At 69.0% G+C, this 14,127-nt stretch carries 2 protein-coding genes; one reads left to right on the forward strand and one right to left on the reverse strand.

Annotated elements, in window-relative coordinates; all coding sequences use genetic code 11:
* The first annotated feature begins 65 nt into the window (after positions 1–65).
* Positions 66–2,162 carry a bifunctional diguanylate cyclase/phosphodiesterase gene (locus L0984_RS03985; protein ID WP_234192439.1) on the forward strand — a complete coding sequence of 699 codons (2,097 nt, stop codon included), beginning with the start codon at positions 66–68 and terminating at the stop codon, positions 2,160–2,162.
* 158 nt (positions 2,163–2,320) lie between these two features.
* Here the strand turns inward: L0984_RS03985 and L0984_RS03990 are convergent, their stop codons facing one another.
* Positions 2,321–14,023 carry a retention module-containing protein gene (locus L0984_RS03990; protein WP_234192440.1) on the reverse strand — a complete coding sequence of 3,901 codons (11,703 nt, stop codon included), beginning with the start codon at positions 14,021–14,023 and terminating at the stop codon, positions 2,321–2,323.
* Positions 14,024–14,127: the final 104 nt, after the last annotated feature.

Consider the following 14,127-nt stretch of genomic DNA (forward strand, 5'->3'; position numbering starts at 1 on the left):
GTCCCCTGCCCTGCCGGCGCCGGCTGCCGCCGCCCCCGGCTCCGTCCCCTCCTAGGAGAAATTCCGTGTCCCTCTTGAGACGACTCTGGCTCAGCGTGCTGCTGGCCATGTTCGCGGTGCTGCTGGGCACCTGGGCCGTCAGCATCGCCACCTCGCGGCTGTATCTGCAGCAGCAGCTGCTCGCGCAGGGGGCGGACGCGGCCGTCTCGCTGGCCATGTCCATCTCGCAGCAGGGCGACGACCCGGCCATGGCCGAGACCCTGGTCAATGCCCTGTTCGACAGCGGCCACTTCCAGCAGGTGCGCTACACCGACGTGAAGGGCCAGGTCGTCGTCGACCGCAACCGCGGCGCCGTGCAACCGGGGGCGGACGTGCCGGCCTGGTTCACCCACCTGCTGCCGCTGCAGGCCACGCCGGGCGAGGCGCTGGTGAGCAACGGCTGGCAGCAGGCCGGCCGGGTGAGGGTGATCGCCAGCACCCAGTACGCCTATGTGGCCCTCTGGCGCGGCACGCTGCTCTTGGGCGCCCTGCTGGCCCTCACGGGCCTGCTGTGGGGCCTGGGCATCACGGCCCTGGTGCGCTGGCTGCGCCGGCCCCTCAAGCACATGGCCGACCAGGCCGATGCGGTGGGCAACGGCCAGTTCCACACCATCGAGGAGCCGCGCGTGACCGAGCTGCGCAGCATGGCGCGCGCGCTCAACCGCATGGTGGCGCGGGTGCACGCCATGTTCACCGAGCAGGCGGCCCAGATCCGCCGCCTGCATGCCGAAGCCACGCGCGACCCGGTCAGCCGCCTGCCCAACCGCGAGTTCTTCATGGGCGCGCTGCGCAATGCCCTGGACGACGAGGCCGAGGACCCGGCCGGCGGCCTGCTGCTGCTGCGCGTGGGCAACCTGATGGCGCTGAACCGGCAGATCGGCCGCGAGCGCGCGGACCGCTGGCTGGCCGCCGTCGCCAAGGCGCTCTCCGGCGTGCTGCCGGCCGAAGGCGACCGGGTGCTGGCCCGCCTGAACGGGGCCGACTTCGCCTACCTCTGGCCCGGTGGCAGCGCGGCCGAGCTGGCCGAACTCGCACGCCGGGCCCATGCCGCCGTGCTGTCGCTGCAGGATGCGCGCGACGGCGACCTGTCCAGCGCCTTCGCACCGCCCGCCTCCGGCTTCGCGCCCCTGCCCACCGGATTCGGCGCCCTGCCCAGCGACTTCGGCACGCTGGCGGTCGGCGAGCCGGCGCCGGGCGCGCCGGCCTCGGGCTGGGCCGACGCCGGGGCACGCCTGCCCGCCGCCCAGGTCGATGTCGCCCACGGCCACTGGCACCGCGGCGAAAGCGCGGGTGAGGTGATGGCGCGTCTGGACGCCGCCCTGATGCAGGCCGAGGGCGCCGTGCGCGGCATCGCCGAGGCGGCGGAGCCCGGCAGCGAGGCACCGGTGATCGGCGAAAGCGGCTGGGACAACCTGCTGCAACAGGCCCTGCAGGAGCAGCGCTTCACGCTGGTCTTCTACCCCGTGTGCCAGACCGACGGCCGGCTGATCCACCACGAGGCCATGCTGCGCATGACGCCCCCGCCCGATGCGCCCGAAGGCAGCGCGCTGCTGTCGGCCGGCCAGTTCATGCCCGCCGCCCTGCGCCTGGGCTGGGTGCAGGAATGCGACCTGATCGCCACCCGCCTGGCCCTGGACAGCCTGCAGCGCCAGCCCGGGCCGCTGGCGGTCAACCTCTCGCCGCGCTCGCTGCTGGAGCCCAGCTTCCTGCCGCGCCTGGACACCCTGCTGCGCAGCCATCCGGCCGAATGCAACTGGCTGTCTTTCGAGCTGAGCGAGCGCGGGCTCGAAGAGCATGTGGACGCCCTGGCGATGCTCGCGCAGGTGCTCGCACGCCACGGCTGCCGCCTGGGCGTGGAGCATTTCGGCCGCCAGCTCGCGCTGCTGCCGCGGCTGCACGAGCTGCAACTGCACTACCTGAAGATCGACGGCTCCTTCGTGGCCAGCGTGGAAAGCAGCGAGGGCTACCGCCGCCTGGTGCAGGCCATGGTGGAAGTGGCGCGCGGCCTGGGCGTGGAGGCCTATGCCGAGCAGGTGTCCTCGGCCGGCCAGTGGCGCGCGCTGGCCGGCCTCGGCATCGGCGGCGTGACCGGGCCGGCCGTCACGCGCTACCTCAACCGCTGAATCCGACCCGCTGAAACGTCGGGCTGGGCGGCGGCGACGCGGCCGGGTCGCGCAAGCGTTGCGCGCACGACCGTCCAAGGCATCCGAGCGCACCCGCGCGTCTCGCAAAAAAAAGCAGCCCCCGCGAGGGGGCTGCTTTGCTTGGGGGCCTTCGCCGATCAGTCGGTGATCAGCTTGCCCTGGTTCAGCAGGTTCTGGATGATGGCCGCGTCGGTGAGCGAGTTGTTGGCCGTGAGGTCCACATTGCTCAGCACGATCTGCTGGGTCACCGCACCGCCGGCCGCGCCCTCGTGCTTCACGTCGATCACCGTGTCGCTGCCCGACTTGCTGAAGTGCAGGAAGCTGCCCAGGTTGCCGATGCCGCTGTTGTGGTTCTCGCCCTGGAGCAGGTCGCGCAGGTCGAGCACGTCGCCACCGTTGGCCTTGGACGCGGTGCCGAAGTCCGTCACGATGTCGCGCGCCGGCGTGGCCGACGTGCCCTGGTCGCCCAGCTTCCACACGAAGGTGTCGGCACCGGCGCCGCCGGTCAGCACGTCGTTGCCCGAGCCGCCGCGGATCGTGTCCGCACCGTCGCCGCCGCGGATCGAGTCGTCGCCGGCACCGCCGTTGATGACGTCGTTGCCGGTGCTGCCCACGATGCGGTCGCCATGGTCGGTGCCCGTGTAGTCCTGGCCGGTGGTGGTCGTCAGCTGGATCTCGCTCGGCGCCTCGATCCTGATCGTCACCGTCGAGGTGGCGGTGTCGCCGTCCTTGTCGGTCACGGTGTAGCTGAAGTTCTGCGTCACCGACTGGCCCGGGGCCAGCGTGTCGCGGGTGGCGCGGTTGACCTCGAAGTCGTAGGTGCCGTCGGCATTGGCCTTCATCGTGCCGTACTGGCTCGTCAGGTCGCCCCAGCTCACGCTGGCCAGCCCGTCGGCGCCCGCCTGCGCATCCACCTGGCCGGTGATGTGCGGCAGCGCATCGGTCGAGCTGATGCTGCCCCACAGGCTGTAGGTGTTGCTGGCCTGCTCGTCGGTGTAGATCGTGTTGACCAGGTTGCCGCTGGCATCCTTGAAGCCCTCCACCCGGAAGGTGTAGCTCTGGATGCCCACCTGCACGATCACATCCTGCGCCGGCAGGCTGATGATGTCGCGCGAGGCCACGGGATCGTTGCCGTTGGGCGTCTCGGTGTGGTCGAACAGCACGTTGAAGCTCACCGCCGTCACCACGCCGTTGATCACCACGTTGGCGGACATGGTCATCGTGACCTTGTCCAGCGTGGACGAACCGCTGTTGATGGGCCAGTTGTCGTGCGTGAAGTCGGCCAGCTTGAAGGGCGTGCCGGCCTTGATGGCGGTGCCCGTGGCGCTGGTGTAGCCGATGTTGTCCACCAGCGTGTAGCCCGACTGGCCGCTGCCGCTGGCCGGCGTGCCCCAGCTGATCTTGTCGATCAGGCTGTCGTTGTCGGTGTTGGACTGGCTGGTCTGGCGCGTGCCGTTGTCGAACACCGGGTTGATCCAGCCGCCCTGCAGCGAGTTGATGCTGATGCTGTCCGCACGCACGAAGCCGGTGGCGGTGCTGTTGGTGGCCACGGGGCTGTCGTCCTCCACGCGCACCGTCAGGCTGCCGGTGGTGGCGGTGGCACCGTCGCTGACGCGCACGCCCACGTTGAACTGGCTCACGTCCTCCTGGCCCTTGACGGGCTGGTCGAGCGGCTTGCTCAGCGTGACGGTGTAGGCGCCGTCGTTGCCGATGGCGACGCGGATGGCCTCGGTGCCCGTGGCGCTGCCGATGTGACCGATCAGCTCCTGCGTGCCGGCGCCGGTCCAGACGATGGCCTGGCCACCCGAGGTGAGGGCCGTCGTGGGCGCCACCAGCGTCACCGCCAGCGTGTCGCCGTCGATGTCGCCGATCACCACGTTGCCCGTTGCGGTGCGTGCATTGGTGGTGTCGGTGTTGCCCGTGGTGTCGGGGATGCCGCCCGGCAGGCCCTCTTCCGACACGGCCGCCACGGCACCCGCCTGGATGGTGGGCGCGTTGTTGGTGCCGCCGATGGAGATCACCAGCTGCGCCGTCTCGGTCTTGCCGGCTTCGCCGGTGACGGTGTAGGTGAAGGTGTCCGTCACCGTCTTGTTGCTCGGCAGGCCGCTGGCGTTGTCGGCCACGTAGCTGTAGCTGCCGTCGGCATTGAGCGTGAGCTTGCCGTACTGGCCGGTCAGCGTCTGGCCGGGCGCGGCGGTGGCGGTGGCGGCCACGCTGGTCGCGTCGCCGCCGGTGTGCACGCCGGTGACCACCAGGCCCGTGCCCACGTCCTTGCCGCCGGCATCGGCGCCGCTCTGGATCACGCCGTTGGCCGCGGAGACGGTCAGGGTCGCACCGCTCTTGACCCTGCCGACGTCGTCGTAGGCAACGATGGGCGCATTGGTCTCGGTGTCGCTGCCGGTGCCGGTGGTGGTGGCCGTCGGCACCGTGTCATACACGGTGGCCACGGCCGTGACGGAGAGGTCGCCGGTGTACGAGGCCGGCACCGACAGGGTCAGGCCGGTGATGGTTACCGCATGGGTCACCGCATCGACGTTCACTGTGTAGCCGCCATTGCCCGTGAGCGGCAGCGTCCAGGTGCCGTCGGCATTGGCCGTGCCGGCCGACAGCGTCGCCCCCGCCGGGATGCGCAGCACCACGCCGCTGACGAACTCGGAGTTGTCCACGTCGGTCGGCGTGACGGAGACCGTCACCGGCACCGTCTCGCCCACCACGTAGCTGACCTTGTTGAGCACGTAGTCGTCGTTGGTGCCGGGCGCGGCGAAGTCGATGCGGCTGATCAGCGCGCCGGTGTCGCTCTTGACCGTGATCGAGGGATCGATCTGGTCGGTCACGCCCGTCACCACGCCGCCGCCGATCACACGGCCGGCTGCGTCGTACAGCGTGTAGCTGGCGTGCTCGGTCGGGTTCAGGTACGAGAAGGTCAGCGTCGCGCTGGAGGCCGCCTGGTCGAAGCTGATGGACAGCTTCTCGGACTTGCCGGACTGGTAGCCCAGCTCGGTGTCGGCACCGTTGCTGGCGGCACCGGCCACGCCGAAGCCCACCACACCGCCACCATTGATGAAGCTGATGGTGCCCGGCGTGCCGTCCAGCTTGGTGGCCGTGACCTTGAAGCCCTGGTCGGTCGACGTGGCGTTCTGGCTGTTCACCGTGACCTGGTTGGCCACGGCCGTACCGACGTCGACCACCACCTTGGGCGTGTCCGCCACCGGGGCGATGGTCACGTTCACCGTCGTGGTGGCCGTGCCGCCGGCGCCGTCGTTCACGACCACGGTGAAGGCATCGGTGCCCGCGAAGTCCTTGGTCGGCGTGTACGTGTAGGTGCCGTCGGCATTGACCACCACCTGGCCGTGCTTCGGCGCGGTGCCGGCGCTGTAGCTCAGGTTGTCGCCGTCCACGTCGGTGGCCTTCACCTGGCCGCTGACGCTCTTGTCCTCGTCGGTGGCCACGCTGTAGTTGGTGGGCACCACCGGGTTGTCGTTCTGCGGTTCGACGCCGATGGTCACCGTGGAGGTGGCCGTGGCGCCGCTCGGGTCGCGGACCGTCACGGTGAAGCTGTCGCTGCCGTTGTAGTCCTTGCCCGGGGTGTAGGTGAAGGTGCCATCGGCGTTGACCGTGACGCTGCCATGGGCCGGATCGCTGCCCTTGGTGTAGTTGAGCGGGTCGCCGTCCGCATCGCTGCCCACCACCTTGCCGCTGACCGGCGTGTCTTCCAGGGTGGTCAGCGCGTAGTCCGGCGCCGTGGGCGCGTCGTTGGACGGCGTGACGCCGATGGTCACCGTGGAGGTGGCCGTGGCGCCGCTGGGGTCCTTGACCGTCACGGTGAAGCTGTCGCTGCCGTTGTAGTCCTTGCCCGGGGTATAGGTGTACGTGCCGTCGGCGTTGACCGTGACGCTGCCATGGGCCGGATCGCTGCCCTTGGTGTAGCTCAGCGTGTCGCCGTCCACGTCGCTGCCCACCACCTTGCCGCTGATGGGCGTGTCTTCCGGCGTGGTCAGGCTGTAGTTCGGCGCGGTGGGCGCGTCGTTGACCGGCGTGACGGTGATGAACACCGTCGACGTCGCCGTGCCGCCGTTGCCGTCGCTCACCGTCACGGTGAAGCTGTCCTTGCCGTTGTAGTCCTGGCTGGGCGTGTAGGTGTAGCTGCCGTCGGTGTTGACGGTGACCGTGCCATGGGCCGGGTCGCTGCTCTTGGCGAAGGTCAGCGTGTCGCCGTCCACGTCGGTGGCGGCCACCTTGCCGCTGATCGGCGTGTCCTCGGGCGTGACCAGGCTGTAGTTCTTGGTCGTCGGATCGAAGCTCTGGCCCGGCACGTTGGGCACGTCGGTGGGCACCGGCGGATCGTTCACCGGCGTGATGTTCATCGTCACCTTGGCGGTGTCGGTGCCACCGCGGCCGTCGTCCACCGTGTACTGGAAGTCGACCTTGCCGTTGAAGTCCTTGTTGGGCGTGAAGGTCAGCGTGCCGTCGGTGTTCAGGCTCAGCAGGCCATCGCCCAGGGCCACCGGCTTGCCGACGGTGATCGGCTGGCCGTTGATGGCGGTGATGGTCAGCGCGTCGCCGTCCGGATCCACGTCGTTGGAGCGCGGATCGAAGGTCAGCGGCGCGTCCTCGAAGCCGGTGACCACGTTGTCCAGCGCGTTCGGCGGATCGTTCACGCTGTCCACCACGATGTTGACCGTGGCGACGTCGCGCGCCGTGCCGTCGCTCACCGTGTAGGTGAAGCTGGCCGGACCGTTGTAGCCGGCGTCCGGGTTGAAGGTGATGGTGCCGTTGGCATTGAGCGTGGCCGTGCCGTGCTCGACCGCGATGGCCTGGCCCACGGTGGCGGCCTTGCCGTCGATCTGCGTCACGGTCAGCGCTTCGCCGTCCACGTCGGTGTCGTTGGTCAGCACGCTGACGGTCACCGCGGTGTCTTCCGGCGTGGTGGCCGAGTCGTCCACCGCCACGGGCGCGTCATTGGCGCCCGTCACCGTGAGCGTCAGCGTCGTGGTCGAGGTGGCGCCCGAAGGATCCGTGACCGTGTAGCTGAAGACGTCCTTGGCGCTCTCGCCGTCGTCCAGGCCCTGCGCGGCTGCGTTGGGCGCATAGGTGTAGCTGCCATCGGCATTGATGGTCAGCGTGCCCCATTGGCCCTGGACCGGATTGCCGGCATCGACCGAGGTGCCGTTGAAGCCGACCTTGACCACCGACAGCGTGTCGCCGTCCTCGTCGCGGTCGTTGGCCAGCACGCCGCCCACCGTGCCCACCTTGAGCACCAGGTCTTCGCTGGTGATGTTGGTGTCGGCCACCGCCACGGGTGCGTCATTGACGCCGCCCACGGTGATGGACACGGTCGCGGTGGAGGTGCCGCCGTTGCCGTCGCTGATGGTGTAGGTGAAGCTGTCGGCGCCGTTGTAGTCGAGGCTGGGGGTGTAGACCGGATTGCCGTCCGCGCCCAGCGTCACGGTGCCGTGCGAGGGCTGCGTGAAGCCGATGATGCTCAGCGTGTCGCCGTCCACGTCGGTGTCGTTGCGCAGCACCGGGATGGAGATCGGCGTGTCCTCGGCGGTGTTGACCGCATCGTCCACCGCCTTGGGGGCGTCGTTGACGGGCGTGACCTCGACATTGACCGTCGCCGTCACCGGCGTGCGGCCGTCGGTGGCCGTGTACGTGAAGCTCAGGCTGCCGTTGTAGTCCTTGTTGGGCGTGTACGTCAGCGTGCCGTCGCCGTTCAGGCTCACCACCCCGCCCGTCACCGCCACCGGGCCCGCCGTGATGTCCTTGCCATCGACCGCGATGATCGACAGCTTGTCGCCGTCCACGTCCGTGTCGTTGGCCAGCACGTCGATCTTCACCGCCGTGTCTTCCTGCGTCTTCGCCACGTCGTTGCTCAGCGCCGGCGTGTCGTCCAGCGGCGTCACCGTGATGTCCAGCGTGCTCGACGAGCCCGTGTTCGTCGTGTACGTCACCGTCGGCACCTGGCCGTTCCAGTTGTCCGCCGGCGTGAACACGTAGTCGCCGTTGGCCGCGATGCTGATCGTGCCCACGTTGGCGATCGTCGCCGTGCCACCCGCCAGCACCGCCGCCTGGCCCGCCACCTGGAACGAGGCCACGCTCAGCACGTTGTCCACGTCGCGGTCGTTGGTCAGCACATTGCCCAGCGCCGGGCTGTCTTCCGTCGTCGTCTTCACGTCCGGCGCCAGCACGCTGGCGTCGTCCACCGGCGTGACGCCGATGGTCACGGTGGACGTGGCCGTGCCACCCTTGCCGTCGCTCACCGTCACGGTGAAGTTGTCGCCGCCGTTGTAGTCCTTGCCCGGGGTGTAGGTGAAGGTGCCATCGGCATTCACCACCACCGTGCCGTGCGCCGGATCGCTGCCCTTCACATAGGTGAGGGTGTCGCCATCCACGTCGCTGCCCACCACCTTGCCGTCGATCGGGGTGTCTTCGCGGGTGGTGATGCTGTAGTCGGGCGCCGTGGGCGCGTCGTTCTGCGGCGTGACGTCGATGGTGACGGTGGCCGTGGTCGTGCCGCCGTTGCCATCGCTCACCAGCACGGTGAAGCTGTCCTTGCCGTTGTAGTCCTTGGCGGGCGTGTAGAGGTAGCTGCCGTCCGCATTGACCGTGACGGTGCCGTGGGCCGGGTCGCTGCCCTTGGCATAGCCCAGCGTGTCGCCGTCCACGTCGCGGGCCACGATCTGGCCGGTGATGGGCGTGTCCTCGGGCGTGGTGCGGGCCTGGTTGTCGGCCACGGGCGCGTCGTTGGCACCGTTGACGGTGAGCGTCAGCGTGGTGGTGGCGGTGGCGCCCGAGGGGTCGGTCACCGTGTAGGTGAACACGTCCTTCTGGCTCTGGCCGGTGGTCAGGGCCTGCGAGGCCGCATTGGGCGCGTAGGTGTAGCTGCCGTCGGCATTGAGCGTCAGCGTGCCCCAGCTGCCTTCGATGGCCTTGCCGGCATCGACGATGCTGCCGCCGAAGCTGACCTGGGTCACCGCCATGCTGTCGCCGTCCGGATCGACGTCGTTGGCCAGCACGCCGCCAGTGACGCCGACCTTGAGCACCACGTCTTCGCTGGTGCTGTTGGTGTCGGGCTTGGGCTCTGGCGCGTCGTTGACGCCGCCCACCGTGATCGACACGGTGGCGGTCGAGGTGCCGCCGTTGCCGTCGCTGATGGTGTAGGTGAAGCTGTCGGCGCCGTTGTAGTCCAGGCCGGGCGTGTAGACCGGGTTGCCGTTGGCGTCCAGCGCCACGGTGCCGTGCGAGGGCTGGGTGAAGCCCACCACGGTGAGCTTGTCGCCGTCCACATCGGTGTCGTTGCGCAGCACCTGGATGGTGACGGGCGTGTCCTCGTCGGTCGTCACGGTGTCCTTGACGGCCACCGGCGCGTCGTTGACCGGTGTGACGGTGACGCTCACCGTCGAGGTGGCCGTGCCGCCCTTGCCGTCGCTCACCGTCACGGTGAAGCTGTCCTTGCCGTTGTAGTCCTGGCTGGGCGTGTAGGTGTAGCTGCCGTCGGCGTTGACCGTGACGGTGCCGTGCGTGGGGTCGCTGCTCTTGGTGAAGGTCAGCGCATCGCCGTCCACGTCGGTGGCCGCCACCTGGCCCTTGACCGGCGTGTCCTCCGGCGTCGTGATCGTGTAGTTGCCCGTGGCCGGGTCGAAGTTCTGGCCCGGCGGCGTGACCGGCGGATCGCTCGGCACCGGCGGGTCGTTCACCGGCGTCACGGTGATCGTCACCGTCGACGTGGTGGTGCCGCCATTGCCGTCGTTGACCGTCACGGTGAAGCTGTCGCCACCGTTGTAGTCCTTGGCGGGCGTGTAGGTGTAGCTGCCGTCGGTGTTGACCACCACCGTACCGTGGGCCGGGTCGCTGCCCTTGGTGTAGGTCAGCGTGTCGCCGTCCACGTCCGAGCCCGTGACCTTGCCGTCGATGGGCGTGTCCTCGGGCGTGGAGATGCTGGTGCTCGGTGCCGTGGGCGCGTCGTTGACCGGCGTGACGGTGACGTTCACCGTCGAGGTCGCCGTGCCGCCCTTGCCGTCGCTCACCGTCACGGTGAAGCTGTCGCTGCCGTTGTAGTCCTTGCCCGGGGTGTAGGTGTACGTGCCATCGGCGTTGACCGTGACCGTGCCGTGCGTCGGGTCGCTGCTCTTGGTGAAGGTCAGTGCGTCGCCATCCACGTCGGTGGCGGCCACCTGGCCCTTGACCGGCGTGTCCTCCGGCGTCGTGATCGTGTAGTTGCCCGTGGCCGGGTCGAAGTTCTGGCCCGGCGGCGTGACCGGCGGATCGCTCGGCACCGGCGGATCGTTCACCGGCGTCACGGTGATGGTCACCGTCGACGTGGTGGTGCCGCCGTTGCCGTCGTTGACGGTCACGGTGAAGCTGTCGCCGCCGTTGTAGTCCTTGGCGGGCGTGTAGGTGTAGCTGCCGTCGGTGTTGACGGTGACGGTGCCGTGTGCCGGGTCGCTGCCCTTGGTGTAGGTCAGCGTGTCGCCGTCCACGTCCGAGCCCGTGACCTTGCCGTCGATGGGCGTGTCCTCGGGCGTGGAGATGCTGGTGCTCGGTGCCGTGGGCGCGTCGTTGACCGGCGTGACGGTGACGTTCACCGTCGAGGTCGCCGTGCCGCCGTTGCCGTCGCTCACCGTCACGGTGAAGCTGTCGCTGCCGTTGTAGTCCTTGCCCGGGGTGTAGGTGTACGTGCCGTCGGCGTTGACCGTGACGCTGCCGTGCGTCGGGTCGCTGCTCTTGGTGAAGGTCAGTGCATCGCCGTCCACGTCGGTGGCGGCCACCTGGCCCTTGACCGGCGTGTCCTCCGGCGTCGTGATCGTGTAGTTGCCCGTGGCCGGGTCGAAGTTCTGGCCCGGCGGCGTGACCGGCGGATCGCTCGGCACCGGCGGATCGTTCACCGGCGTCACGGTGATGGTCACCGTCGACGTGGTGGTGCCACCGTTGCCGTCGTTGACGGTCACGGTGAAGCTGTCGCCACCGTTGTAGTCCTTGGCAGGCGTGTAGGTGTAGCTGCCGTCGGTGTTGACCACCACCGTGCCGTGTGCCGGGTCGCTGCCCTTGGTGTAGGTCAGCGTGTCGCCGTCCACGTCCGAGCCCGTGACCTTGCCGCTGATGGGCTTGTCTTCCTGCGTCGTGAGACCGTAGTTGGGGACGGTGGGTGCGTCGTTGACCGGCGTGACCTCGACATTGACCGTCGCCGTCACCGGCGTGCGGCCGTCGGTGGCCGTGTACGTGAAGCTCAGGTTGCCGTTGTAGTCCTTGTTGGGCGTGTACGTCAGCGTGCCATCGCCGTTCAGGCTCACCACCCCGCCCGTCACCGCCACCGGGCCCGCCGTGATGTCCTTGCCATCCACCGCGATGATCGACAGCTTGTCGCCGTCCACGTCCGTGTCGTTGGCCAGCACGTCGATCTTCACCGCCGTGTCTTCCTGCGTCTTCGCCACGTCGTTGCTCAGCGCCGGCGTGTCGTCCAGCGGCGTCACCGTGATGTCCAGCGTGCTCGACGAGCCCGTGTTCGTCGTGTACGTCACCGTCGGCACCTGGCCGTTCCAGTTGTCCGCCGGCGTGAACACGTAGTCGCCGTTGGCCGCGATGCTGATCGTGCCCACGTTCGCGATCGTCGCCGTGCCGCCCGCCAGCACCGCCGCCTGGCCCGCCACCTGGAACGAGGCCACGCTCAGCACGTTGTCCACGTCGCGGTCGTTGGCCAGCACATTGCCCAGCGCCGGGCTGTCTTCCGTCGTCGTCTTCACGTCCGGCGCCAGCACGCTGGCGTCGTCCACCGGCGTGATGCCCACGAACACCGTCGAGGTGGCCGTGCCACCGTTGCCATCGCTCACCACCACGGTGAACTGGTCACTGCCGTTGTAGTCCTTGGCGGGCGTGTAGGTGTAGCTGCCGTCGGTGTTGACGACGACCGTGCCGTGCGTCGGGTCGCTGCCCTTGGTGAAGGTCAGCGGGTCGCCATCGACGTCGGTCGCCGCCACCTTGCCGGACACAGGCGTGTCCTCGGGCGTCGTGATGCGGTAGTCGCCCGTGGCCGGGTCGAAGGTCTGGCCCGGGGGCGGGCTGGGCGGATCAACGACCACCGGCGGATCGTTCACCGGCGTGATGCCCACGAACACCGTGGACGTGGCCGTGCCACCGTTGCCATCGCTCACCACCACAGTGAACTGGTCGCTGCCGTTGTAGTCCTTGGCAGGCGTGTACGTATAGCTGCCGTCGCTGTTGACCACCACCGTGCCGTGCGTCGGATCGCTGCCCTTGGTGAAGGTCAGCGGGTCGCCGTCCACATCGGTGGCGGCCACCTTGCCGGACACAGGCGTGTCCTCGGGCGTCGTGATGCGGTAGTCGCCCGTGGTCGGGTCGAAGGTCTGGCCCGGGGGCGGGCTGGGCGGATCAACGACCACCGGCGGATCGTTCACCGGCGTGATGCCCACGAACACCGTGGACGTGGCCGTGCCACCGTTGCCATCGCTCACTACCACGGTGAACTGGTCGCTGCCGTTGTAGTCCTTGGCAGGCGTGTAGGTGTAGCTGCCGTCGGCATTGACCACCACCGTGCCGTGCGTCGGATCGCTGCCCTTGGTGAAGGTCAGCGGGTCGCCGTCCACGTCGGTGGCCGCGACCTTGCCGGACACGGGCGTGTCCTCGGGCGTGGTGATGCGGTAGTTGCCGGTGGCCGGGTCGAAGTTCTGGCCGGGGGGCGGACTGGGGGGATCGACCACCACCGGCGGATCGTTCACCGGCGTGATGCCCACGAACACCGTGGACGTGGCCGTGCCGCCATTGCCATCGCTCACCACCACGGTGAACTGGTCGCTGCCGTTGTAGTCCTTCGAGGGCGTGTAGGTGTAGCTGCCGTCGCTGTTGACCACCACCGTGCCGTGCGTCGGATCGCTGCCCTTGGTGAAGGTCAGCGGATCGCCGTCCACGTCGGTGGCCGCGACCTTGCCGGACACGGGCGTGTCCTCGGGCGTGGTGATGCGGTAGTTGCCGGTGGCCGGGTCGAAGTTCTGGCCGGCAGGCGGGTTCTCCGGGTTGGCGGGCACGGGCGCATCGTTGACCGGCGTGACCGTCACGTTGACGGTGGCGGTGGTGGTGCCGCCCTGGCCGTCGCTCACGGTCACGGTGAAGCTGTCCGGGCCGTTGTAGTCCTTGGCCGGGGTGTAGACGTACGTGCCGTCTGCATTGACCACGACCACGCCGTGCTGCGGATTGCCGGCGGCGGAATAGGTCAGCAGGTTGCCGTCGATGTCGGTCGCGCTGACCCGGCCCGCGATCGGCGTGTCTTCGGGTGTGGTCACGCTGGCGTTTTCGGCCGTCGGCGGATTGTTGGCGGCATCGGCCAGCAGCAGGCTCGGACTGGGCGGCAGCGCCGCAGTCGGCAGTGCAGAGGCATTGGCCTGGGCCAGGCTCAGCGAGGGCGTGGTCTCGACGATGCGGTCCAGCACCACGAAGGAATGGCCTTCGCTGGCTTCGCCACCCGTCAGGCCGGCGGCGGTCGGATCCAGATCCTGGAACGGGTCTTCGCCCCGGTTGAGCGCCTGGATCACCTGGTCCACGGCGGCGGTGCCCTTGTTGACCGCCCCTTCGGAGCGCTCCGGCGTGGGCGCGGCGCCCAGCATCTCGGCATTGGTCGACACCTCGCGCGGACCGGCCACCACCAGCTCGCCACCCGGCGTGCGCATCTCGACGAGGGCGCCGTCCTCGATGACGAGCTGCTGCCCTTCGCGGACGAGATCGCCCACCTGCAGCGCGCGCAGTTGGCCCGAAGGCAGCCGGATGAAGGCTTTGCCGGTCAGGGCGGTGATGGTCCCGGTGGCAGCGGCAGCGGTCGTGGTGGTGGCCATGGCGTGGATAACAGTGAAAAAACGTTACGGAAAATGTTAAGTAACGTTTCCTCCTCGCACATTGGCCTTGAGGACAATGCCGGCGCGCCTGGATGCGGAACTAG

Origin of the sequence: Pseudacidovorax sp. NFM-22 (assembly GCF_021401245.1) — a bacterium.
In the GTDB taxonomy this organism is placed as follows: domain Bacteria; phylum Pseudomonadota; class Gammaproteobacteria; order Burkholderiales; family Burkholderiaceae_C; genus Xenophilus.

Excerpts from the sequence above, each read along its gene's own strand:
- L0984_RS03990 (WP_234192440.1), bottom strand. The coding sequence starts at position 14,023 with ATGGCCACCACCACGACCGCTGCCGCTGCCACCGGGACCATCACCGCC.